This window comes from Candidatus Kuenenia sp. (assembly GCF_039794105.1).
Lineage (GTDB): Bacteria > Planctomycetota > Brocadiia > Brocadiales > Brocadiaceae > Kuenenia.
Window position 1 is genome coordinate 37,775 of record NZ_JBDIWA010000013.1, and the last position, 24,760, is coordinate 62,534.

The following is a 24,760-nucleotide window of genomic DNA, read 5'->3' on the forward strand; positions in this document are numbered from 1 at the left end:
GATGATGAAACAACCAGAGTCTATAGAGGATGTAATTAGTCAAATAAAAAGCAATGGCACTCTTAAAGAAGTATTAACGCCTGAATATTTTGCTAGAAATGATTGGGCAGCTCATAAAGTTGCAAAATATATAATTGACGCTAAGAGGAAAGAAAAGACAGAAATGAAGGTTAATCAACTAAGAAAATTTTTTGAAAGCGTAAAATCTTTAGAAAATATATTGGTAGGAAGAAAAGGGGAATTAAAAGATGTAGAAAATTTTTCCCATAAATTTTATATGCTATTTCCAGAATTAGCTTACGCAAAGGGAAGAAGATTAATTGCAGAAAAATTTTATCAGTTAATGAAAGAGGCTTTGTCAGATGGGAAAGTAAAATTTGTAGAAGACTACAAAATTTTAGTTGAATTCTTATCCGCAATATTAGCTTACCATAAAATGGAATCTGAAACGAAAACTAAAGAATAAATATTGGAGGTAAACATCATGTCACAAAGTACAAATTTCGATTTTAAAGGGAAGTATGTCATTAAAGCAGATTTAAGAACAATTACTGCCCTTCATATTGGCGGTACAGAGGAAGGTTTTGAAATAGGAGGTTTAGACAATCCTGTGATTAAGGATAAAATAACTGGTTTGCCTTATATTCCAGGTTCATCTTTAAAAGGAAAGTTGAGGAGTTTATTAGAATGGATAATCGAATATCCTGACAAAGGTACCGACCAATCCAGAATACAAAACGCTCTGAAGCTGAATAAAGAAGGAAAATGGGAAGCAAGCCCTTGCAGTTGTGGTAAATGTGATGTCTGTGTCGTCTTTGGCACATCCGCTGAAACTCACACCGAAGGTCCAACACGACTCACAGTACTGGATGCATGGCCTCAAGGACTTCTTGATACAAATGGCAAAAGAAAAAATGAATCAGAGTGGGACGGAACCATTAAACGTTGGACAGATTATATGGGTGAAAAAGTTTACACGGAGCTTAAGACTGAAAATACCATTGATAGGATTACTTCAGCAGCCAATCCTAGAAGCATGGAACGAGTTCCAGCTGATTCTATTTTTACTGCAGAATTTATTTATGATGTTTATCAAGATAAAGATATAGAAAGACTTAAAATCCTATTTGTAGGAATAAAATTACTAGAAGACAGTACTTTAGGAGGTAGCGGTAGTCGTGGTTCTGGAAGGGTAAGATTTGAGAATATCAAGGTTGAAAGAAGAGATGTTAGCTATTATAGGAACGAAATGGCTGAAAAACTTGAAAAGGTAAATCAAAATACGCACAGTACCGCAAAAGATATTTTAGATAATTTTGAAAAAATATTTTCTTTAGTTGAGAAAAAAACATGATTGAATACCTGATTAAGCTCAGACCTAAATCATCGTTTGAAATAATTCCTTCTTCTGATACCCTGTTTGGGGCTATCTGCTGGGCAATTCGAACCTTGTATGGAGAATCTGGAGATAACGGGCTAAATAATTTATTGGAAAGATTCGTCAAGAGGGAGTCTTTACCTTTTCTTGTTTCATCGACCTTCCCTTGTTTTGTCCAATATGACGAAACAGAAATATATTATTTTCCTAAGCCGGAATTACCTCCCTTGTCGAAAAATAAGCTACAAGAAATAGCGACAAAATATCAAGATAAATGGAAATTAGAGTTTGATAAACCTCATTACTCTGAGAATATCTTTTTTATTAAAACAGTATCAGAGTATAAACGTTTTAGAAAAATTAGTTGGATTCCTCATAGCCAATTTGAAGGAATTCTCAAAGAAAGAGGAGAAAAAGATCTCTTTATAGAATTTCTTGATAACCGACAAGATTCCCCTCATATCGAATCTATTGCAGTGCAAAAGAATAAACTGGACAGATTTTCCAACTCCACTACTGGTGAAGGACAAACTTTTTACAATAATGAGATATATTTTGGGAAAGGAATTGGTTTATATTTTCTCTTTAAGACACAAGAAATAAATTGGTTTGAGCCTGTTTTTAAGTATTTATCCGACTCAGGTATCGGAAGCAACAAAAGAATGGGCAAGAATCATTTTTGGATCGATCCATTTATTACAAGTCCGTTTAATTTCAATATTGAAAACGCCAATGGATTTGTAAGTCTTTCTCGATTTATTTCAAATCCTGCAAAGGATGAGATCGATTTTGAAACAGATGCCTTATATCAGATTAAACCCGTTCGATCAAAGGTAGAATCCAGAGAGGAATTTATGGGAGAAGACATATGGAAGAATCTAACCATGACCCTTTTAGAAGGATCTATATTTAAAACAAAAGAGCGAGCTAAAATCTACGGTGATATAGTTGAGGTAAAAGAATTAAAAGGAAAAAAGATTTACCAATATGGACTCTGTTATCCTGTGTGGGGAAAACTAGATTTTGGGGACGAAAGATGAAAATAACAAAACCGGTAAAGTTCTCTGTGAGAACCCTCACTCCCGTGCATATAGGCAATGGTAATAAATATAATGGTCTTTCTTATCTGATAGACAATGATAACAACCTTATTAAGATCGAAATTGATTTTCTATTCCAACATTTGACTTCAGAAGAACATAAAAAATTCGTTGAATGGATTGAAAGTCAATCTTTCCAACCTAGTTTGAATAGCTTTTTGGATAGTATCAAAAGAAAAGATATTATTGAAAATTTGAAAGATGAGAACAGATTCTCAAAGGTAAAGGTTGGTAAAGGATTCGACAAGAAGGAAGTTAAGGAATGCATTAATAATAGCATAAATTCTGTATTTATCCCAGGTTCATCAATAAAAGGATGCCTAAGAACTGCCCTTGCCTATAGTGTCATTTCCTCAGATTCAAATATACTTCCAGAATTCTTTAGTAAAGAGCTTCCTTCCAAGCCTCAAAATGCTGATGAAGAGTTGATGAATACTCTTTTTAATTGCGGTGTTAAAAAGAAAGACGGGGAAATTGATTACAGGGATTCAAAATATGATCTATTGAAACTCTTGAAAGTTTCAGATACCCAAAACCTTAGTTATGATCAATGCATAAAAATATATCCCTACAACATATTTACCAAGAAAAAAGGTGGTGAATTACTGCCTAAACAAAAAGAAGATTTATACCTTGAAACAATACAAGAAGATTTCAAAGGTTTTACGGTAGAAATTTCAGTTGATAAAAACCTCCTCTTTGAAGCCCACAAATTGGAGACATTGCGGGAATGGATAGGTCTAAATGAAAAATTTGAGAAGATATTTGGTTTAAAGTTGTCTCAAGTGAAAAGGGACAATATTCAAGAGACAGAAAATATCATAATCACAAAACTATCAGAAGCAACAAAAAGCTTTTCCAAGTCCGTTATCGCCTATTATAAAAAACTGTGGGATGGACAAATGCAATTTTTCTTACATAAAAACTGTAACTCTGCAGTTGGTGAAGATTTTAAAAATCCTGCTAAGAAATATTGTGAAAGATGCAGGATGGGTAATCTTACTAAAAGTGATTTAAATACTATCAGTCTTAAAGAACTTCAAAGCAAGTATTCGTGCTTGGAAAATATAATAAAAGGTCAAAATGATAATTTTTACTTAGTATTAGGATTCGGTTCTGGTTTTGTAGGGATAACGCTTGTAGAACTGCTAAATGATAATCAAATAGATAGAATCAGAGAGAAATACGAATTAGGCAAAAACAAATATGAGATTTATTGTAAAAATTGTAATACTGCAATCCAGACTTTATGGGAAACTAAAGCCAATATTTGGAAAACTTATAACAGAATAAAAAGATGCCCTAAATGTGCGCTAAGTTTTAGCGAGAAGCAAAATAAAAATAAAAAAGGCAAAAGGATAGTAGATCTCCTTAAACCTTTTCCTAAAACCCAACGTATAGCTTATAAAAACAGCTTGCCTTCTATGCCATTTGGCTGGATAGAGCTTTCGCTTTATGAATGAATCTAAACTCACCATTTTTACAACTAAAAGTCAATACTCACTAATAAAGGAATGAATATTATGTTAAATTTTTTTAATAACTTAGCTACAGCCTTTGATGTATATACTATAATCTGGATTCTAATATCCAATGTGATTTTATTTTTTTGTTTTTTCAGGTTTTTCTTTCTAAAGGAAAGAAGATTGTTTAAAAATAGGAAAAGACCAATAATGATCTTTAAATCAAGAGATCAAAGTATGGAGCTTGAAACAAAACTTTTAAGAGATAGCAAGTTTTTTAACATACCAGAAGACCCCACCGACAAACACCAAAATACGGATCGCATAAAGAACCATGGTTTAATTATTGTAGGATATTCACCCGGAATGGATGGATTTCAAAATATATTATCAGCTTCAAAAAGCAAACAAATACCGATTATAATATACGCTGCTCCTGGAGCAATTACTGAAGAAGATTATAAAGAAATATGCAAATACTCTTACCATTCAATATGTAATCTACCATTAAGACTTGTTAACGACGTTTTTACAATCTTATCGACATTTCCACATGGGAAGAAATAACTTTAACGAATAACATCGGAGGGAGGAATAAAGGGAGGAATAAAAGAATAATAAAGCCATTAGTAATTACCTTCTCACCTTCACTTTATCTTTATCTCCGTTCGGGCTGACCTGACGTAGAAGGGATTGCGATCGAGCAGCTTCCGCTACACGTGCTTTGTTACGACTAATGAAGATTCTTGACCTAATGAATAAGGGATTGCGACAGAGTAATCAGATCATCCTCGTCAAAGATATTGCTCGTGTGAGAAACATTGACCTGATGAATAAGGGATTTAAGATCGTGAGGCGTGACTGTCAACGTGTCTATAACTTTGGGTGTAAACGTATTGCTAAATTAGGCTCCTAACATCAGTAAGGCTTACTATTCAAATAAATACCGTAAAGTCTCGTGAGAAAGGGAGAGGGTCTTTCAATGTGGGATTTAATTAAAAAATTTGTAGAATCACTTGAGCCTTTTGAGAGTATTATCAGCATTATCACAATGATTTTTGCTGGTTATGCCTCTTTTCGTCTTATGATGCAAAATAGAAGATTAAAGGAACTCGCAAGGACTGCTCCAAAGATTGAAAATTTTCAGGATAAAATTAAATTTTATGAAGGGGTGCAAACCTGTAATCCCATTGCTCTAGCCTTGTCACTTGTACCTCAAACGCCATCTATTAAAAAAGATGTAGAACAATTTTTGAATACCATGGGTTGGAAAATGGAGGTAGACGAAATTAATATGAACGGCATAAATTCCCAAAGCGACATAGAGACATTGATTAATCGACTAAGAGAAAAAAGGCATCTCTTTGATCTTCAGGGAAACACAGAAGTTCATCTATTCATACAAGGCCCTGTAGTTTCAGGCATTTTATCAGGCGCTATGTTTGATCACTGGAAGCCAGTAAAACTTTACCACAAATCTACTCCATCCGTTCCGGCGGTTTACCAATACTGGTGTCCACTAATTAAGTAGGAACATTGACGTGGTTATAATTGATCTTGATATTTTTTATAGTAATATTGCGAAATTAAGTGATTTACCTGTTTATATTCAGAAAGCCCTTGAACAAGCCGGCGAAGGAAACGAAGTTGTTTTGACTGGCAGCGCCCCTGTTTGGCTTTATTTAGCGGTTGCTCATGCTTTGCACGGAAAAGCAAAGAAATTGATCTATCGTTCACCTGTTACCGGTGATGTTGTCATATTTGATCATGACCCATTCTGAGTATGAATGAATTTGCCTTAAGTCTTTCATCGTTATATTCAGCTTTTGATGCCGTCAAGGAAAACCATGGTTGTGCCGGTGCGGACGGCGTTACTATCGAACGTTATGAAGGAAACCTTGATCTAAATCTAAAAATTATGCACAAGGAGCTTACGGAACAAACGTACTTTCCTCTCCCCCTTTTAAAAATTCTGGTTGATAAAGGAAACGGAGAGGCAAGGGCGTTGTGCATCCCCTCAGTGAGAGACCGGATAATACAGGCAGCCGTATTGCAACTCATTGAACCTGTTCTTGAAAAAGAGTTTGAAGAGTGTAGTTTTGCCTACCGGAAGGGACGTTCCGTAAAACAAGCAGTTTATAAAGTCAAGGAGTATTATGAACAGGGTTATAAGTGGGTAGTGGATGCAGATATCGATGCGTTTTTCGATAGTGTGGATCATTCTGCTCTTCTTTCAAAATTCAAATGTTATATTCATGATCCTTGCATTCAAAATCTGGTTGGGCTTTGGCTAAATGGAGAAGTATGGGATGGAGAAAGAGTAACCACAATAAAAAAAGGCATACCGCAAGGTTCTCCCATTTCTCCGATTCTTGCAAATCTATACCTTGATGAATTTGATGAAGAACTTACCAGCAACGGATACAAACTTGTTCGATTTTCGGATGATTTTATCATCCTTTGCAAAAATCCTGTAATGGCACAAGAATCACTCCAATTAACTAAAAAAATATTGGAAAAACTTCTTTTGGAATTGGACGAGGAACAGGTGATTAGCTTTGACCAGGGTTTTAAATTCCTGGGAGTTATTTTTGTAAAAAGTATGATCATGGTGCCTTTTGACCGGCCAAAAAAGGAACGGAAGGTTTTGTTCTATCCAAACCCATTAGACCTTGATGTCTACTTTCAGCAAAAGAGAACAATGTAAAATATGGCAAATCTCTACCTGACTGAACAGAATTCCATTTTACGGAAAAGCGGTGACCGGTTGATTATTGAAAAGGACGACAAGGTACTTCTTGAAGTCCAATGCCATAAAATAGACGCCGTGCTCATATTTGGAAATGTGCAGTTTACCACACAAGCAGTGCACGAACTCTTTGAGCATGGTATAGAAATGGCTATTCTCACGAGAACGGGCAAACTTATTGGACAGAGAACCTCCCCTGCGACCAAAAATATTACCCTTCGTGTTCAACAGTTTAAACGATACTGGGATGATGACTTTCAACTGGCTTTTGCAAAGGCAATTGTTTGTGGGAAGATACAAAATTGCATACAACTGGTACGGTCGTTTTCGTATAATCATCCAAACAATGCCTTTGAAACAGAGATGGCTGATCTTCGCCTGCGATTAAAAGAGGTGGAATCAGCGGCGAACATCAGCCAGCTTTTTGGTATAGAGGGAAACGCCGCCAGGACGTATTTTGCTTCTTTTGGGAAAATGATCCTTCATACGTTTGATTTTCCCGGACGGAAAAAATACCCCTCAACTGATCCCGTGAATGCATTGCTTTCATTAAGTTATACTATGATCTTTAATGAAATATCATCCCTCCTTGACGGTCTGGGTTTCGATCCTTATCTTGGGTACTATCACGGAATTGATTATGGCAGGTCTTCCCTTGCGTCTGACCTGATGGAAGAGTTTCGCGCTCCCGTTGCAGATCGTTTTATCCTTAATCTTATCAATAACCGGATATTTGGGCAGGAAGATTTCTATGCAAACCCAAAGACGGAAGGCGTGTATCTGAAACGCGAGTCATTAAAACGGTATTTTGTTGAATATGAAACAATGTTAAACAGGGAATTTCTTCATCCACAGCAGAAAGAAAATACCACCCTCAGAAAATGTTTTCGCATACAAGCGGAGAATTTAACGTCTCATATACAAAATAATATTCCTTATACTTCATTTGTAATGGAGATATGATTGGTGTTTTATCTGGTTTCCTATGATATACCAGAGACGAAAAGAAGGACAAAGCTCGCAAAAATTCTTGAAGACTTTGGCGACCGTGTCCAGTATAGTGTGTTTGAATGTATTTTAGATATAAAACTGTTAAATAAACTGGTAAAAAGGATACAGAAAATAATAAATGAGGAAGACGACAGCATTCGTATTTATTCTGTTTGCGCCGGATGCGAAAAGGAGATAAAGGTAATGGGGAAGGGAAAAGTCTCGAAGATTGAAAATATATACGTAATTTAAAACGTAATAAGCATTTAACGGATTTTGAAAACATGGCTTAAAAAGGGGGTGGTTACAGGAAATGGACTTGCAAGTATTTATTTCTAATAGGCTTACATATGCCGCTGTGGAAATCATTGACCTGATGTAGAAGGGATTGCGACTAGAAATTCAATATTTATTTCTCCGGCGACAGGAATAACAATTGATGTGGAAATCATTGACCTGATGTAGAAGGGATTGCGACTTTCTTCTCGCTTATTATTTCACTTACCATGACATCCAACATGTGGAAATCATTGACCTGATGTAGAAGGGATTGCGACTATTTATTGCGCGCTTACGCTTTGTCTCGTAATTCTGATGAGAGCGTGGAAATCATTGACCTGATGTAGAAGGGATTGCGACTCTATAAAGACACGAAGGTCTGTAAATCCGACATGCTCCGGTGGAAATCATTGACCTGATGTAGAAGGGACTGGAAGTTAATTAGGAATGAGGACATGAAGAAGGGATTCATTGATAATTGAACATTATTGATGATTCACCACTCAGGAGGAAAATAATATGCAATTGTTGAAAGAAGAAGAAGAAGAATTAGTCACTCGCATATCAAGACTGCTTGAAATGCCACGGACAACCAAATCTCTTTATCCGGATGAGGTTTCTCTCAATGATGTGCAACGGTTGCTGGCAAGTTCTACTCCCGATTTAGCGATGCTTGGATTGTACGTGTTATCGTTACTCCCCGATGACTTAGATTTGACGATACTGAAAGAAAACGAGGCAAGCGCCAGGAATTATGCGCGTTTCCTTATTGCAGAAAAGCCTGTTAACCTTGCGTGGAATATAGCTACCGATGAGTCAGTCAAACATCCATCACTCCTTCGTAATTTTGAAGAGCTGAGTGCAAGGCTGATTCAGCCAGCTCAAAAAGTGATGAAAGCTGTACAACGACAGGACATGACAATTATCATTCACGGCACCTGGGCTGCCACGAGCACATGGTGGCAACGCGGCGGTAATTTCTGGAATTACGTTAATGGAATAACGGGTAACGTATATGGTGGAAAGGATTCATTTTCCTGGTCCGGGGCAAACGACCATAAAGAGAGAGTCAAGGCCGCCAGCGATCTTGTTGCCTGGGTTGGGTCTCATCCATGTACGAACCTCGACATCATTGCGCACAGTCACGGCGGCAATGTCGGCTTTCTTGCTACCAGACTTGGTTTGAAAATGAGAAAGTTAATTACCCTTGGCACACCCGTTCGTTTAGAGTATCTACCTGATCTCCGTAATATCGGAATGTTTTATAACGTTTTCTCTACCATCGACCTTGTTCAAACTCCAGCAGGTACTTTTCCAAACCGGCGAGGTGAGGGCAGAACGCTCAGTGATGGTATGACGATGATTAATCAAATAGCTACTGACGATGGACATGGAGGACGGCCTGGCCATTCTGAGCTACACGAGCCAGATACATGGAAAGCCAATTATTTAGAAGATCTCCTAAAATGATGAGAGCCTCACGGTAGTTTTTAGTTCTCTTTTAAATAAGCTCTTTTGGAGATTTGAACCTTATATTTTTACAGTAAAGGCATTTAACGAAACTCGAAAACTTTGCAAAAAAGGAGGTGGTTACAGGAAATGGTCTTGCAAGTGTTTGTATTCATTGTGGTTAAAAGGGGTACGGTCGGAATCATTGACCTGATGTAGAAGGGACAGAAATTAATGAACAATGATGAATTGAGAAAGGTATGGTTTTGAGGTTCCATGAATATATAGAAAAAGAATTAAAACCCCTGAAAGAAGTTCTCTGTGAACTCAGAAAAGAAGACAAAATCTCTGTTGCACTTCTCTACGGTTCATATGCAAAGAGGGACGCCACACAAACGATCGGATATTGACCTGGCGGTATTCATAAGGGCAAGGGATGAGAAAGAGGAGATAGAGATAATAGACAAAATTCTTATGTCCACCGAAAGACAGATTTCCATCTTGAGACTTGACAATGAAGATGAATCGCCCTTTGTCGTTCAGGAATCGTTGAAAGGAATCCATCTGGTAGAGACTGATAATGAAGCACTCTGTAAAGTTGCACACAGAGTGCTTCGTGAAAAGGATGAGATACGATTCAGGAGGTCACTGCGTAACCAGAGATAAACAATTAATACTTCGCCTATGTTAATAAAAACCCTTTTAACTCAAACATAACAAGTAAAGAGGAATTACTTAAACACATGGACATTAAGGAACATGTTGATTATTGGCTTAAGACCGCTGCCCATGACATGGAAGCCGCTGAAACACTTTTCCAAAATCGCAAGTACGACTGGTGTTTATTTATCGGTCATCTGGTTATTGAAAAAGTCCTCAAGTCCTTTTATGTGCAAAGCAAAAAAGAAATCCCACCAAAGATTCACAATTTAGTGAGACTCGCGGAGAACACGGGAATCTCTTTTACAAAGGAGCAACTAACACTTTTTGCGGATATCAACGATTTCAATATAGAAACCCGATATCCGGATTTGAAATTTAAATTTTATCAAATGTGCACCATGGAATTTACAGAAGAACAATTTTTAAAAATAAAGGAGTTGTATCATTGGTTGTTGTCTCAGATGAAATATTAGAAAAGCTTAAAAGATTCCTAAGCATGGTCTCCGCCAGTGGATTGCACATAGAGAGGGCAATACTCTTTGGCTCTTATGCAAAGGGAAACGCAAACAAATGGAGCGATATTGATATTGCATTAATTTCAACGGACTTTACCGGGATTGGATTTTATGACAGGAAAAAGGTCAATCCATATATGATAAAAATAGATTCCCGTATTGAACCGCATCCATTTAGGCCGGAAGATTTTACTGAAGATAATCCATTCGTGAACGAAATCTTAAAAGATGCTATAGAAATTCCGTTGAATAGCGAATCGAATAAATCATGATGGAAGAGTTTCGCGCTCCCGTTGCAGATCGTTTTATCCTTACTCTTATCAATAACCGGATATTTGGGCAGGAAGATTTCTATGCAAACCCAAAGACGGAAGGCGTGTATCTGAAACGCGAGTCATTAAAACGGTATTTTGTTGAATATGAAACAATGTTAAACAGGGAATTTCTTCATCCACAGCAGAAAGAAAATACCACCCTCAGAAAATGTTTTCGCATACAAGCGGAACATTTGGCATCCCATCTACAAAACGATATTCCTTATACCTCATTTTTGTTGGAGATATGATTGATGTTTTATCTGGTTTCCTATGATATACCAGAGACGAAAAGAAGGACAAAGCTCGCAAAAATTCTTGAAGACTTTGGCGACCGTGTCCAGTATAGTGTGTTTGAATGTATTTTAGATGACAAACTTTTAGACAAGATGATAAAAAGGATACAGAAGATAATCACTGAAAAAGACGACAGCATTCGTATCTATTCTGTTTGCGCCGGATGCGAAAAGGAGATAAAGGTAATGGGGAAGGGAAAAGTCTCGAAAATTGAAAATATATACGTAATTTAAAACGTAATAAGCATTTAACGGATTTTGAAAACATGGTTTAAAAAGGGGGTGGTTACAGGAAAATCATAATCAATTGTATTCTAATACTTTAGGACAATTTTTTGTAAAAAAGTAGGAAAATTTCGATGTGTAATGATTACAGATCAAGGAGGTTACAGGAAATGGACTTGCAAGTATTTATTTCTAATAGGCTTACATATGCCGCTGTGGAAATCATTGACCTGATGTAGAAGGGATTGCGACGTATGACAATAAACCAATAAACCAAAAGTATTTTATTCACGTGGAAATCATTGACCTGATGTAGAAGGGATTGCGACCGTGTTATTAGATTCCATCCTAGTTTCAATGATGTTGTGGAAATCATTGACCTGATGTAGAAGGGATTGCGACTGCCCGCTTAAGGCGGAGTAAAAGGGAAAATATTTAGAATTATGAAAGGAGGCGCATAAATGAGGGATTTCAGAGATTTGATTGTGTGGCAAAAAGCAATGGGTTTATTTGAGGGTGTGGTTAAAGATGTCGAAAAGTTTTCCGAAAAGCAGAGGGCGCGGAGAACGCGGAGAAAACAAATAAAATGGGCACCTGCATAATTTTCTGTTTTTATCCCCTAAAAACCTCTGCGGTCGTTCGACTGAGATCACGACAAAGTCTCAGCGTTCTATGCGGTAAGCGAAACTGTTACCCAATTTTCTTTATTTCGAAAGGAGGCGTTGCTGTATTATTTTAAGTTATAAATCAAGTGTATTTTTTTAGGAGATTTATTTATGAAAAAATATTTTTGTACAAACAGGGCAACCATCTTTTTTATTACTTGCATTAGCATCTTTTGCATAAGCGCTGCTTCATGGGCAAGCTGTGGAGGATGCGGCAGTAATGTCAGCCACAAGCCGAGTCCGCCACATAAGCACGAAACAAAAAAAGAGGGGCAGGAAGGTATTGCAAAAGATCCCATTTGCGGAATGGAAGTTAAGGATTTGAAAAATTCCCCTTCATCAGAATTCAAAGGGGAGGTATATTACTTCTGTTCAGAACAGTGTAAGAAAGTTTTTAACGAGAGAACCGGACAGTAATACATTCTTTCGTTTTTACCCTATCTGAATCAGCCACTCATTGATTCATCGTCGTATATGACCAATAAAAACAGGCTGGATATAATATCCAGCCTGTTTTTATTGGTCATTGGTCAACCGCCGACTGCTGACTGTAGAAGGAACAATTAAATATTTTGCCCAAAAAATGCAAAGAAATAAATTTGGCTCAATCCCCTCCCAAGAGGTACGATACCTTTTTCAAAAACTAAATAATAAAAGGAAGTGTGGCAGCGCGGGTGGTTTATCCCCCGCATAATGCCGATCACAAGGGCGATGCGCTCCCTTTTACAAAGAGCTAAATTGTTACGCTCATTTACTTTTAACGTTGCATTTTCTCAATAGGGTATTTATAATGTTCACTCATATCAATAAACATATCTATCGGAATAGCGTGTTTTTTTCTTTCTTTGTCACACATCAAATAACCCATAAATATTATCCCGCTCTTACATTAAAAAACTGGAAATTTACTTTATTCTCTACCGCAAAACATTTTGAAAAGAAGATTAGGAGAAAGGCGCATGAACGGAATTACGTGCAGAAATATTTTTTTGTATAGTATTGTTTTCATTTGTGTTTCATTTATTTCGGCTATTATCCCAACAAACAGTACAATCGCCTCTGATTGTAAGCCAAAGTCTATGCAAACTAGCCCGGAAAAGACACTTACCATCAAAAAAGGCAAGAGCGCCAATGTCATTCTAAGGTTAAAATGCAAGGACGACAGCCCGGCTTCCGGTGTTGCCATAGAGACTAATGTATTAAAAGGCAACAAAAACATATCCCTTTCTCCAAAAAGTGCGGTAACAGACGAAAATGGCAAGGCCGTATTTACTATCACGGGAGATAAGAAGACAGAAACGGAAAATGCTGAAATCAAATTCAAGGCAGACAAACTTAGCACTACGCTAGAGGTAAAGGTTCAGGCTGAAGAATGCAAGTTGGATACTATAAAGACAAATCCTGAGAACAAGGTAACACTTTTAGTAGGGCAAAGCAGCGATATAACCGTAAGGTTAAAATGCAACAATGGAAGCCCCGCGGCTGATGTTAAGGTGGATGCTATCATACAGAAGGGCAGTGATAGCATAAAACTTTCCTCTTCCAGCGCATTAACCGATGAAAGCGGCAAAGCCGTCTTTACCGTTTCCGGTATCAGTAAAACAAAGAAAGATGCACCTACCATCAAATTTTCCGCAGATGATATTAAAACAATTCTCGAGGTAAAGGTTAAAACAGAAGCAGAAGCAGAAGCAGACACAGAAGCCGGTTCTGAAGAAGAAACCGTGGACGCTTCCCTGGTGGAAGAAGAACGTGAGAAGTCATCTACCGAAGAAATAGTTGATGAATCCCTATCCACCGATGAAGATGAAGTAGAAGATACTTCTTTAACGGAAGAGGAAACCTCCGCAGACACCGCTAAAACAACATCTACAAAGGAAACTACTGAAATAACAACTCCTTGCAAACCAAAAACAGTAATAACGCTTCCAGATAAAAAATTAACCCTTGAAAAAGGCAAAAATGCCCGCATTACCGTTAAAGTAAAGTGCAAGGACGATAGTCCGGCAGAGGGAGTTAAACTGGAAGCCGAGGTAATAAAAGGCAAGAAATATATAACGCTTACTCCCAAAAGCGCTGAAACAGACAAAAATGGAAAGGCAGTTTTTACTGTGTCCGGTGATATGAAAACCGATACAGAGCCGGCAGAAATTAAATTTAAGGCTGAAAAACTCAGCGCTAAACTAGAGGTAAAGGTTCAGGCAGAAGCATGCAGTCTTGGCAGTTTAACAACAAATCCTGATAAAAAGCTTAAACTCAAAGAAGGAGAAAGCAGCGAAGTAACAGTCAAGGCAAAATGTAAAAACGGAAGCCCCGCAGTAGATGCCAAGATTGACGCAATTGTCCAAAAGGATGGCAGCAAGGTAAAGATTTCATCCACCGCAATATTGACAGACGAAGCAGGTAAGGCAGTATTTACGGTGACAGGCGCCAGGAAAACATCAAAAAAGGACAATATTAGCATAAAGTTTTCCTCTGGCGATTTACAATCAATACTTGACGTTAATGTAGACTAAAAAGAAACTTACCAGACAGTTGCGGGTTGGTAAGCAACATTCGTTAGACAATTATTTTTACACAAAAAAAGCATGGACAATTCAATACTGTCCATGCTTTTTTCTTTGATTATAGTCTGATATTCTAAATCTTTTCCCATGAGGTGATTTTTGTATTTCCCATGCTTGAGAGGCTGGGTGTTCTTTCTCTTACCTGGGATAGTTAAAAAATGGGGCAGAACTATTAAAATGTAACACTTTAGTTTTTTGAAAAAGTAGGGACGAAGCATTTGCCAGCTTGGGTATGAACGCATTTATGACAATTTAGAGCAAATGCTTCGTCCCTACACTGCAATTGTTGGAAAATTTTCAAAAAACTAAAGTGTTACATTAATAAAGAATTTTTTACAGGATAATACTATATGGAACATTGGACGGAATACACGCGATTTTTAACAGCCCTCATGGTAATACTGGACCCTTTTGCAGCTATCCCCCTATTTTTAAGCCTTACACAGGGATACAGCCAACCACAAAAAGCACGGGTCGTGCTTGTTACCATAATAACGGTAGCCCTTGTCCTCATTTCCTCTGCCATTAGCGGTGAATCATTATTAAAGACCTTTGGCACAAGCCTTGCTTCTTTTAGAGTCGGTGGCGGCATTGTATTGTTTATAATGGCATTGGCAATGCTAAGAGCACAGACCGATAAAGTAAAAACAAGCCCCACAGAAGAGGCAGCGGCAGAGAACAAGGCGGCAATTGCCGTCGTTCCCCTTGCCATTCCACTGCTAGCAGGTCCCGGCTCAATAAGCACTGTTATAATAGAAATGCACCGTTCTTCCTCCGCTTATCACTGGGCGGCGGTAATACTATGTATTATTATCACCTGCATACTGCTCTGGATAGTGCTTCGCCTTGCAAGCCCTATAGGCAGGACATTAGGCCCGATAGGGCTCAATGTCCTTAATCGTTTATTTGGTTTGATTCTGACCGCAATCGCAATAGAAATTATAGCAAACGGCCTGCGTGAATTATTCCCTTCGCTCGCATAATTTCAATTTTACAGAGTAGGGGCGAAGCATTTGCCAGTTTGGGTATGCACTTATTTATGACAATTTATAGCAAATGCTTCGCCCCTACTCTGTGCCAAACATCGCTATTATTGGAATTTTTCAAAAAAATAAATTGTTACTTTTTATCAATTCTGCAAATGCAATCAACAATGAAGCTTTCTTTCCCTGTAATAATTTTGCTTATAAGTGTTTGTTCCGCTGCATACGGAGATTCTTTATTTTTGAAGAATGCCGACAAAAGCATCGATATTGAAATTGTCGGTTTTGAGGGAAATTATGTAACCGCAGAGTTGTCAGAAAGCGATCTTAAATCTTTAATAATGCAGTTTCCCGACGATACTTACACCTCCGGTCATGTTTCCTTAAATGTGGATGATATAACCATTCCATGTAAAGTGGACGCCTATGCAAATAACAAACTAATACTCTCTATTCCGGCAGGCGCTATTTCTTCGCTTCATATGGCATTTAATAATTCGCATAGTAAAAATGCACATGGTTTTACTGAAAACAAATATAGCGTTTACGCCCCTGATGATGAAGACATTGACGCCATAAAAACCCTCAGGCACATCAAATCTGCAAATACAAAAATACACATGCAAAACAAGCTGCGTACCTCAACATCTCAGACGCTTCCTGATGAATTGATAACCGTTGACGGGATATACATAAAAGGGAAACTTATGAAAATTACCGATAATTCCATAACCTTTTTGCAGGACGGAGAAAACATCTGTACTATCCGATTAGAGAACGTCAGTGTTTTTTCCAGTAATAACGAAATTATAAAAGTCTATTATCATGAAAACAAACCCACTCAGTTCTCGATTCTCAAAACTGTAAACGGTGAATATGTATCCATCAAAAAAATAAACGTTGATGCTTTTAAACTATTAGATGCCACTCATACCCTCGATGAAATAATAACCGCACAAAAAGAACCATCTTCATATTTAATACCCAAACAGGCAATACCATCAGATACGCATACATCCGAAAAGGAAGGCGATACCGCACCACCAATTGTCGGTGATAAGGATAAAACCGTTACACTGGCGGTAGATGAGTCCAAAAAAGATTCTTCTCCTCAAAAAACATGGAAAGGGAGCGTTGAATCCGGCATTAACATTAAAACAGGAAATACAGAATCCACGACAACGCACCTGAAAATGGGATATTCAAACGAAAGGAAACACGACAAAATATTTTTCGATATGCTTGCCATTTTTGAAACAAAGAAGAACAAAGATTCCGGTGGGTCTGAAGAAACCGCCAATGAGCAAAAAGTGACATTGAAATACGAATATAACACCTCTTTCAAGGTATATCTGTTTTTGCAGGAATATTTTGAACATGATGAACTTGAAAATTTAAATTACAGGACGATTTCCTCTTTTGGGCCTGGGTATCGTTTGTTTAGTAGTGAAAGAATTCAATATCGACTTGAAGGAGGCCCTGCATTTACCCATGAAAGATATCACGGAGGTATCACGGAAAACAATTTCGGTTTACGGTTTGGGCATTATTTTGACTGGCAGACGCTGAGTTCTACAAAGTTATATGCAAAAAATGAATACACCACAAGCGTTGAAGATCAGGAAGATTGGCGATTAGATTCAAGTTTGGGAATAAAGCATAACTTGACGAATGGTTTGTCACTAAGCACGGTATTAATAAACCAGTATGATAATACCCCTTCCGGGGCTAATAAAAAAGATGATACCACTCTTATTGGAAGCATTGGATACAACTTTTAGAAACATCATTAATACTACGCTTGAACTGCGCTAAAAACAATCCTCAGTCTACAGTCGGCAATCTGCAATTTGCCGACTGCCGAGTATGGTATTAAAAGTTACTGTCACACACAAGGCCCCGATATACCGACAACGTTTTGTTGATATTTACTTCTAATGAATACTTTTCAGATATATTCCTTGCTGCCAGTCCCATTTGCTTCCGATTCTCTTTATCATAAAGCATCTGCAAAGCATCCGCGATTTCTTTTGCATGGATCGGATGTTCAATAACAATCCCATCTTTGCCGTCATCGATAATCTCAGATGCACCGCTCGCCTTACTTACAATTACCGGAAGACCCGAAGCCATTGCCTCCAGGCATGCCGTGCCAAACGCATCATACTCACTGGGGAAAACAAAAATATCGCCTGCCGCATATATTTTGTGAATTTCTTTGCTTGTGCCGGCAAAAATTACCCGTTCATAAATACCTTTTCCCTTCGCAATTGCCCGAAACTTTTCTTCATCTCCCCTGCCAACAACCAACAGTTTTACGTTTTTTGGCATATCTGCCATTGCCAAGGCATGTATCACATGTATGAGTCCCTTCCTCTTAAACCCGGAACCCACAAACACCAAAAGAATATCATCCGGAGACACACCATACATGCTCCTTATGCTATCCCTGTATTTCCGGCTGTTATCCGGACTAAAAAGCGTTGTATCCACGCCATTGTAGATAATTGCTATGTCTTCAGGGGGTATTTTATAATGTGACACCAACTCCTCTTTGCACATCTCGGAAATACAAGTAACTTGTTTGTAACGTTTCCCTTTAAAAATCATTTTCTCTAAAAGTAAAAGGCTCATGTGCCTTGGATTGAGGCAGAGCAAAACCCTGCCAAAGACGGTCTGCATGGAAGGATACGTATGCAGCATATAATCCCAGTGACATCCCCCCCCTACTCTGTAAATATCCTGATACAGTGTTTGTGTAAACCCGTGAACAATGTCAAATCGTATGCCAGTTTTTTTAACCGCCCGTGGGGCATTGAAGGCAAATGTCCAGTACTTTAGCGGAGACCAGAAAGAAATGGCAGGTACATAGTGAAAGATATATCTGTTATCTTCTTTTTCTGGAAGACAATGCGTAAATATATGCACCTCATATTTTTTACTGACTAGTTGCTCTGCCAAATTACATACATAACGCTCAACGCCGCCTTTTTCTTTAATAAATTGATACACTACTAATGCAATCTTCATTGAAATCAGGCTCCTTTGGCAGCGACTTTATGCTGTTATTGTTGTTAAAGATAGAAATCCCTTATGCTATTGACCGCAGGTCAGCGGATATTGTTTTTTCATTACAATTTACGTCAATATACCAACCATCACGAAACATGCCCGCATTCAATATAAGCGTGTCCCCGATTTTATCTTTTCCTTTTGCCTCATGTATATGTCCTGAAATGCAAACGTGAGGCTTTTGCTGTGCAATAAAATCCCTCGCGGCACCGCTTCCTACATGCATGCCATTGCTGATTCTATCAACAGCGGTATCTTTGGGCGGTGTGTGACACACCATAATTTTCCATCGTGCGTCCTTTACCATGTCAAATCCTTTTAACAGATTTGCCGCTATTTCATCTTCACTGATTTCAGACGGAGTGTTAAAAGGGGTTGGGTTTGATGCACCACAGCCAAATACACCAACATCTCCGAAAAAATAACCTTTCCCATGCAGGTTTATGCCGATATCAGTCAGATAATTATTTACTGCAGAGGTATCCATATTCCCATACTGTGCATATACATTATTATTTATCTTTTTCAATGCGCTTATAACCGGTTCAGCATGTTTTTTGCCGTGACAGTTTGTAATGTCGCCTGAAATAATTATCAAATCAGCTTTTTCTACAATATGTTTTATTAATGGAAGTTTACTGATGTCTTCATGAATGTCGCCAAATGATATGATTTTCATTGTCGCACCTCAAAAAAATCTTCTGTCAAAATATACACCCTTAAAATCGGGCAACAAACCAAACCTGCGGTATCTACGTCAATGTTTAGTACCTTACTGGTGAAATCCGAAATTCGAAGTACGAAATCCGAAACAAATTCTAATGACAAAATGATTTGAAATTCTAAACAAATGCCTTTTTCGTATCTCGCATTTAGTGCTTCATAATTGTTGCCTGCCTGTGCGTGACTGCACGCAGACAGGGATATCTTGCTTTTGTTTTGAATTTTATGCTTTGTCATTAGAATTTGTTTCGTATTTCGTACTTCGAATTTCGTATTTTTATATCATGCTTGTTTGGTTCTGACTATGCCAGCTTAGGAATTTCAATATTTTTATTTAAGCAATAAACAAACCCCTTATTCAAGCGCCCCTATCTTTTTTTCAACCTCCCGCAAGATATCACCCTCGTGCACAAGTTTTTGCATGGTGTTTATATCCTCAGATATGATCCGGTCTTCCTCCATATGTGATATATACTGCCGGATACAACGGTATGCCTCCATTGTCCCTGAACCTGCCCTGAGATTTGTAAATAAATCCATTGCCTGAGCCGCGCATAACAATTCAATTGCAACCACAAACTCTGTATTTCTCAGGATATCCCGGCACTTCCTCGCGGAAATGGTGCCCATGCTGACATGATCTTCCTTGTTTGCCGAAGTAGGAATGGAATCAACGCTTGCAGGATGCGCCAGCGATTTGTTTTCCGACACAAGGGATGCGGCAGTATATTGGGCTATCATAAAGCCGGAATTCAGCCCCGCATCTTTAATGAGAAAGGCAGGCAACCCGCTCAGTTGTGGGTTTACAAGGCGTTCAATGCGCCTTTCCGATATGTTTGCTATTTCAGAAAGAGCAATGGAAAGAAAATCCATCGCCAGCGCAACCGGCTGACCATGAAAATTGCCTCCGGAAACTATCTGATCTGCTTCCGGGAAAATCAACGGATTGCCTGTTGCGGCATTCATTTCAGTTTCAATTATTTTTTTTGCATAATGCACCGCATCAAGGGAAGCCCCATGTACCTGCGGTGAACAGCGTAATGAATATGCATCCTGAATGCGTAAACAATCTTTGTGCGATGACACTATTTCACTGTCTTGTATAATCCTCCTAAGATTATTGGCGCTTATAATCTGCCCCGTATGTGGTCTTGCTTTGTGGATTCGCTTATCCAGTTCGATATTGGAGGCCAGAAGCACTTCCATGCTCATTCCTGCGGCAATGTCAGCGGTTTTTAATAATTTCAATGCGTCGTACACATTCATCACCCCTATTGCAGTCATTACTTGTGTCCCGTTTATGAGCGCCAGGCCTTCACCCGCTTCAAGAGTTACCCGCTCAATATTCGCATATTTCATGGCATCATTGCCACACAATAACTTCCCTTCAAATAAAGCATGGCCTTCCCCCAGTAATACCAATGCCATATGCGCCAGCGGGGCAAGATCTCCGCTTGCACCAACAGACCCCTTTTCCGGCATCATTGGGCAGACGTCTTTATTCAACATATCTACGAGGGTTTCTAACAGCTCTACGGTAACGCCGGAATGCCCTTTTGCCAGATCATTGATTTTTAAAAGCATCGTTGCCCTTGTAGTTTCTTTGTCGAAATATCTGCCTACTCCTGCGGCATGGCTCATTAAAATGTTTCTTTGCAATTGCCTTGTCTGTTCATGTGAAATCACCTTTTCACTTAAAGCGCCAAATCCAGTCGTCAGGCCATAAATTGCCCTGTTGTTTTCCAATGCCTTCATCACGCAATTACGCGCTGCCATTACATTGGAAAATGCGTTTTTGCTCAGTTGAATTTTCCTATTGTTCCTGGCTATCTGAATACATTGATCCAGCGTCAACGAATTTCCGTCAAGTTCGATGGTACTTACCATAATCACTCCATATATGTTTATGCAAATGCATCGTTTTACCTCAAGGTTTTTACTTTATTCAGGATATCAGCAATACTTGTGTAAACATCCGGCAATGCTAATGCAGGCCTTGTTATCAGAATCGTGTCGATACCTAACTCAATTGCTGCCTGAATTTTCTCATTCACCCCACCCACTCCCCCGCTTTCTTTTGAAACGATGACATTGATCCCGTATTGCTGAAACATGGCTTTATTTAACTCTGTTGAAAACGGGCCATGCATTGCGATAATGTTTTTAGGAAATATACCCATTTCAATGCACGACGCAATATGTTCCGGTATGGGAAGTATACGAACAAATAGCTGTTTTTCATTTTTTAAAGGGATAAACTTTGAAACGCCTGAAATCCCGGTTGTCAAAAAAATATTAGTTCCAAGCTGCCTGGCTTTTTTTACCGCATCATCGGCAGAACTGACGCTATGTATAAGTGGGTGATCAGATATCACGGAGTCTTTGCGTTCAAAACGAAAATAGTCAATGCCAACTTCCCTGCATGCTTCATATGCGTTTTTTGTCGCTTCAACCGCAAAAGGATGTGTTGCATCAATGAAAACCGTGATTCCTCTTTCCTGAATGAGTCTTATAAATCCTTCCTTGTCACAACGCTTTTGAATGCAAAGAGCGCCAAGTCCGATTTGTTCAAACATCTTTCTGCCATATTCAGTAGCGACAGTAGTCCTTACATTAAAACCATCATAATGAAGTTGTCTGACGATTTCTTTGCCCTCTTCGGTGCCGGATAATACTAATATCATATACGTAATGCAATTATGAATAATTATTAAAAAAGTAAAGGCATAAATCCTGTGTCTCTGCTTTATCGATTGATTTTTTAAGACAAGCAGAATGGTATTAATGGTCTATAGAAACAGGCCTTTTTCAACGCCTTGTTATCGTACATAAAATAAAACTACCGGTCAATTTCAAAAAGAAGAATGAAACATCCTTTGGGATTTACGAAGTACGAAGTACGATTTAAAATCCCAAATCTAAAATCGTACCTCGTAAATCGTACTTCGCGAAGTCTGTGGGATAGAAAATATTTGTAACTATTCAGCGTAATCTATTAAACTACCGAAGCACAACTCGTTTCCAAATTCATGTTTGGGTACGTAATGGCACTGGAAACTACATTCGCGGGTTCAGGTTTGCAACCGTTCGGCTGAGCTCACGTCGAAGCCTGAACCAAACGTTTTATACTTTCAATCCAGCCTTCTATTAACAGAACAAATAACAAATAAATTTAAGATCCCAAACAGGGATTTTGGGATTTGGGCATTGGAATTTTACCGCAGTACATGGCCCCATTATAAGCATAAACTCATAGGTTCAGGTTGCAAACCTGAACCCGCCGGGAGGTATTTTCAGACGAAAACCGTACAGCAACCATCGATTGAGGAATATCGTACATGATAAAAACAGACATTTTAATTATTGGCGCCAGCATTATGGGACTCTCCATCGCGCGTGAGCTGCATCATAGACATCCTGAATTAATAATTACTTTAATCGAAAAAGAAGATTCCCCGGGCCGCCATGCAAGTGGCAGGAATAGCGGCATACTTCATGCGGGATTTTACTATACTCCTGACAGTTTAAAGGCAAAATTTACGGTTGAGGGAAACAGGCTTTTAACAGCATATTGTTTACAACACAACCTTCCCATCAACAGATGCGGGAAAGTAGTGGTTGCGAAAGACGAAGAGGATTTAAAAGGGATTTATGAGTTAAAAAACAGAGGCGACAAAAATGGCGTTGAATTACAAATAATAGATGAACAGGAACTATCCCAAATCGACCCAAATGCAAGGACATATTGCAAAGCTATCCATTCTCCTGCAACTTCAGTGGTGAACCCAAAAGAAGTATTGAACCATATCGCAACCGGTTTTAAAAAAAACATCAAGCTGCTATTGAATGAAAAATTCATAAAGCGGGAAGGCCTTCATTCGGCAGTCACTAATAAAAATACGATACACTACCGGCACCTTATTAATTGTGCCGGTCTGTATGCCGATAAAATAGGCCACCAATACGGTGTAGGAAAACACTATACCCTCATTCCTTTTAAAGGACTGTATATTGAATATAAGGACAGTAATTTTATTCAAAAACACATATACCCGGTTCCCAACCTGAAAAACCCGTTTCTTGGCGTACACTTTACAAAAATGGTTGACGGCAGGGTAAAAATGGGGCCAACGGCAATTCCCGTGTTTTGGAGGGAAAATTATGAGGGTTTATCCAATTTTCATCCCGGAGAATTCTTTGAAATACTCCGGTACGAGGCAAAACTTTTTCTTATGAATTCTTTTAATTTCAGAGATCTGGCATTTGCCGAGATGAAAAAACACTATAAGAAATATTTCATAAAACAAGCCGCTCATTTAGTGAAAAAACTGGAAGAGGATAAATTCGGCGATTATCTCACCCCGGGAATAAGGGCGCAACTGCTTGATACAAGAACAATGAAACTGGAGATGGATTTCGTTGTAGAACAGGAAGAAACTTCCACCCACATTTTAAACGCGGTATCCCCCGCATTTACCTCTTCTTTTTCATTCAGCAAATTTATTGCAGATAAAGTGGAAAAGGCGATTTGAATCACCTGCAAAGCCTTATGTGTATTGGTATTCAAGACAGCTTGTATTTCCTGCCAGTAGCTTACTGCCGTACTTTTACCGTACATTTTTTTAGAGGACACTATGAAAACAATAATCATCGCCTTATGTTTGTTGGTTGCCGGGTGTACTTCAACGGTATCACAAACAGAGCTACAGTATTATGACGTTTACGACGAACAGGGCAAGCGCAAAGGGTATATCCGGGAGAGGGACGGGCATATTACCATTTACGATGAGAACTGGCAGCGTAAGGGGTATCTGGAAAGCAAATAGTGATAATGATTAAGAGCTAGGGATGATCACCCGAAAACCGCAATCCTGAGCGGTTGCCCTTAATTTTACTTTCAGGAATCATTACAGGAGATGACTAAATGGATAACCTACCAAAAGACGGAATAATCATTCGAGACCCATTTAGAGATATCCCGGCGGTTAAGGATATGAACGACCCTTTTACCCGGAGATGTGTTGAAATAATAGCTATAGCAAAAAAGGCTATTGGGTTATAGCAGTAAGTGTATAAGCGATAATGAAATGACTGATAGCAAAATTGTACCTAAAAAGAAAAACGCCTTTTATCACCCTAAAAATGGGCCGGAAAGATTTAATTCTGACATGTTTCTTCCCTCCATAAGGCGATGTTTACCTTATCAGGGAAATTTCACAATATCATTTGGACATATTGAACACGAAAAACACGATGCAAAGAAGTTTGAAGAAAAAAGCTATCCCTACATTGACAGCATACAGTAAAACTTATTCAATCTATTTATTTT

28 protein-coding genes and 2 CRISPR repeat arrays are annotated in these 24,760 nt (G+C 38.4%); of the genes, 24 read left to right on the top strand and 4 right to left on the bottom strand.

The window, feature by feature from the left end:
- Position 1: 1 nt before the first annotated feature.
- From csm2 to ABJL82_RS08510, 20 genes are all read left to right on the top strand, one after another.
- Positions 2-466 carry a type III-A CRISPR-associated protein Csm2 gene (gene csm2, locus ABJL82_RS08415; protein WP_347274285.1) on the top strand — a complete coding sequence of 155 codons (465 nt, stop codon included), beginning with the start codon at positions 2-4 and terminating at the stop codon, positions 464-466.
- An 18-nt stretch (positions 467-484) separates the two neighbouring features.
- Entirely contained in the window at positions 485-1,354 is an 870-nt protein-coding gene (gene csm3 / locus ABJL82_RS08420; RefSeq protein ID WP_347274286.1) for a type III-A CRISPR-associated RAMP protein Csm3, read from the top strand.
- Positions 1,351-2,418: a type III-A CRISPR-associated RAMP protein Csm4 gene (gene csm4, locus ABJL82_RS08425; RefSeq protein ID WP_347274287.1), complete on the top strand. Its 1,068-nt coding sequence runs from the start codon at positions 1,351-1,353 to the stop codon at positions 2,416-2,418. The genes csm3 and csm4 overlap by 4 nt, the downstream gene beginning before the upstream one ends.
- Entirely contained in the window at positions 2,415-3,941 is a 1,527-nt protein-coding gene (gene csm5, locus ABJL82_RS08430) for a type III-A CRISPR-associated RAMP protein Csm5 (RefSeq protein WP_347274288.1), read from the top strand. The genes csm4 and csm5 overlap by 4 nt, the downstream gene beginning before the upstream one ends.
- Positions 3,942-4,178: 237 nt before the next feature.
- Entirely contained in the window at positions 4,179-4,508 is a 330-nt protein-coding gene (locus ABJL82_RS08435; protein ID WP_347274289.1) for a hypothetical protein, read from the top strand.
- 415 nt (positions 4,509-4,923) lie between these two features.
- Positions 4,924-5,472: an SAVED domain-containing protein gene (locus ABJL82_RS08440; protein ID WP_347274290.1), complete on the top strand. Its 549-nt coding sequence runs from the start codon at positions 4,924-4,926 to the stop codon at positions 5,470-5,472.
- 10 nt (positions 5,473-5,482) lie between these two features.
- Positions 5,483-5,722, top strand: a complete 240-nt coding sequence (locus ABJL82_RS08445; RefSeq protein WP_347274291.1) for a CRISPR-associated protein Csx3 — start codon at positions 5,483-5,485, stop codon at positions 5,720-5,722.
- 2 nt (positions 5,723-5,724) lie between these two features.
- The gene (locus tag ABJL82_RS08450; protein ID WP_347274292.1) at positions 5,725-6,648 is read left to right on the top strand and encodes a reverse transcriptase domain-containing protein; all 924 of its coding nucleotides are present in this window, start codon (positions 5,725-5,727) and stop codon (positions 6,646-6,648) included.
- Between the two features lie 3 nt (positions 6,649-6,651).
- The gene (gene cas1 / locus ABJL82_RS08455) at positions 6,652-7,653 is read left to right on the top strand and encodes a CRISPR-associated endonuclease Cas1 (RefSeq protein WP_347274293.1); all 1,002 of its coding nucleotides are present in this window, start codon (positions 6,652-6,654) and stop codon (positions 7,651-7,653) included.
- A 3-nt stretch (positions 7,654-7,656) separates the two neighbouring features.
- Complete coding sequence (gene cas2 / locus ABJL82_RS08460; RefSeq protein ID WP_347274294.1) at positions 7,657-7,932, top strand: CRISPR-associated endonuclease Cas2; 276 nt, start codon at positions 7,657-7,659, stop codon at positions 7,930-7,932.
- A gap of 106 nt (positions 7,933-8,038) precedes the next feature.
- Positions 8,039-8,397: a CRISPR direct-repeat array (repeat unit 38 nt; unit sequence GTGGAAATCATTGACCTGATGTAGAAGGGATTGCGACT).
- An 81-nt stretch (positions 8,398-8,478) separates the two neighbouring features.
- Entirely contained in the window at positions 8,479-9,429 is a 951-nt protein-coding gene (locus ABJL82_RS08465; protein ID WP_347274295.1) for a hypothetical protein, read from the top strand.
- A 300-nt stretch (positions 9,430-9,729) separates the two neighbouring features.
- The gene (locus tag ABJL82_RS08470; protein ID WP_347274296.1) at positions 9,730-10,074 is read left to right on the top strand and encodes a nucleotidyltransferase domain-containing protein; all 345 of its coding nucleotides are present in this window, start codon (positions 9,730-9,732) and stop codon (positions 10,072-10,074) included.
- Between the two features lie 77 nt (positions 10,075-10,151).
- On the top strand, positions 10,152-10,544 hold the full coding sequence (locus ABJL82_RS08475) for a HEPN domain-containing protein (protein ID WP_347274297.1): 393 nt from the start codon (positions 10,152-10,154) through the stop codon (positions 10,542-10,544).
- Complete coding sequence (locus ABJL82_RS08480) at positions 10,517-10,858, top strand: nucleotidyltransferase domain-containing protein (RefSeq protein WP_347274298.1); 342 nt, start codon at positions 10,517-10,519, stop codon at positions 10,856-10,858. Before ABJL82_RS08475 ends, ABJL82_RS08480 begins: the two co-directional genes overlap by 28 nt.
- A complete protein-coding gene (locus tag ABJL82_RS08485; protein ID WP_347274299.1) occupies positions 10,855-11,151 on the top strand; it encodes a CRISPR-associated endonuclease Cas1 in 297 nt (98 codons plus the stop codon). The genes ABJL82_RS08480 and ABJL82_RS08485 overlap by 4 nt, the downstream gene beginning before the upstream one ends.
- Before the next feature lie 3 nt (positions 11,152-11,154).
- Positions 11,155-11,430: a CRISPR-associated endonuclease Cas2 gene (gene cas2 / locus ABJL82_RS08490; protein WP_347274300.1), complete on the top strand. Its 276-nt coding sequence runs from the start codon at positions 11,155-11,157 to the stop codon at positions 11,428-11,430.
- 205 nt (positions 11,431-11,635) lie between these two features.
- Positions 11,636-11,823: a CRISPR direct-repeat array (repeat unit 37 nt; unit sequence GTGGAAATCATTGACCTGATGTAGAAGGGATTGCGAC).
- A 374-nt stretch (positions 11,824-12,197) separates the two neighbouring features.
- On the top strand, positions 12,198-12,503 hold the full coding sequence (locus ABJL82_RS08495; protein ID WP_347274301.1) for a YHS domain-containing protein: 306 nt from the start codon (positions 12,198-12,200) through the stop codon (positions 12,501-12,503).
- 542 nt (positions 12,504-13,045) lie between these two features.
- Positions 13,046-14,602, top strand: a complete 1,557-nt coding sequence (locus ABJL82_RS08500; protein WP_347274302.1) for a hypothetical protein — start codon at positions 13,046-13,048, stop codon at positions 14,600-14,602.
- 401 nt (positions 14,603-15,003) lie between these two features.
- Positions 15,004-15,636: a MarC family protein gene (locus ABJL82_RS08505; protein ID WP_347274303.1), complete on the top strand. Its 633-nt coding sequence runs from the start codon at positions 15,004-15,006 to the stop codon at positions 15,634-15,636.
- Positions 15,637-15,806: 170 nt separating this feature from the next.
- The gene (locus tag ABJL82_RS08510; protein ID WP_347274304.1) at positions 15,807-17,417 is read left to right on the top strand and encodes a DUF481 domain-containing protein; all 1,611 of its coding nucleotides are present in this window, start codon (positions 15,807-15,809) and stop codon (positions 17,415-17,417) included.
- A 91-nt stretch (positions 17,418-17,508) separates the two neighbouring features.
- On the opposite strand, the gene ABJL82_RS08515 is transcribed toward ABJL82_RS08510, so the two are convergent.
- From ABJL82_RS08515 to cobK, 4 genes are all read right to left on the bottom strand, one after another.
- The gene (locus ABJL82_RS08515; protein ID WP_347274305.1) at positions 17,509-18,666 is read right to left on the bottom strand and encodes a glycosyltransferase family 4 protein; all 1,158 of its coding nucleotides are present in this window, start codon (positions 18,664-18,666) and stop codon (positions 17,509-17,511) included.
- Between the two features lie 61 nt (positions 18,667-18,727).
- Positions 18,728-19,387: a metallophosphoesterase gene (locus ABJL82_RS08520; RefSeq protein ID WP_347274306.1), complete on the bottom strand. Its 660-nt coding sequence runs from the start codon at positions 19,385-19,387 to the stop codon at positions 18,728-18,730.
- Between the two features lie 398 nt (positions 19,388-19,785).
- Complete coding sequence (gene hutH, locus ABJL82_RS08525) at positions 19,786-21,318, bottom strand: histidine ammonia-lyase (protein ID WP_347274307.1); 1,533 nt, start codon at positions 21,316-21,318, stop codon at positions 19,786-19,788.
- A gap of 35 nt (positions 21,319-21,353) precedes the next feature.
- The gene (gene cobK / locus ABJL82_RS08530) at positions 21,354-22,115 is read right to left on the bottom strand and encodes a precorrin-6A reductase (RefSeq protein ID WP_347274308.1); all 762 of its coding nucleotides are present in this window, start codon (positions 22,113-22,115) and stop codon (positions 21,354-21,356) included.
- A gap of 654 nt (positions 22,116-22,769) precedes the next feature.
- Between cobK and lhgO the strand changes: the two genes are divergently transcribed.
- The 4 genes from lhgO (at position 22,770) to ABJL82_RS08550 (ending at position 24,737) form a co-directional block, all read left to right on the top strand.
- Positions 22,770-23,963 carry an L-2-hydroxyglutarate oxidase gene (gene lhgO, locus ABJL82_RS08535; RefSeq protein ID WP_347274309.1) on the top strand — a complete coding sequence of 398 codons (1,194 nt, stop codon included), beginning with the start codon at positions 22,770-22,772 and terminating at the stop codon, positions 23,961-23,963.
- Between the two features lie 102 nt (positions 23,964-24,065).
- Positions 24,066-24,257 carry a hypothetical protein gene (locus ABJL82_RS08540; protein WP_347274310.1) on the top strand — a complete coding sequence of 64 codons (192 nt, stop codon included), beginning with the start codon at positions 24,066-24,068 and terminating at the stop codon, positions 24,255-24,257.
- A gap of 98 nt (positions 24,258-24,355) precedes the next feature.
- Positions 24,356-24,493, top strand: coding sequence for a hypothetical protein (locus ABJL82_RS08545; RefSeq protein ID WP_347274311.1), 138 nt, complete (start codon positions 24,356-24,358; stop codon positions 24,491-24,493).
- Positions 24,494-24,518: 25 nt separating this feature from the next.
- A complete protein-coding gene (locus ABJL82_RS08550) occupies positions 24,519-24,737 on the top strand; it encodes a hypothetical protein (RefSeq protein WP_347274312.1) in 219 nt (72 codons plus the stop codon).
- Positions 24,738-24,760 lie beyond the last annotated feature (23 nt).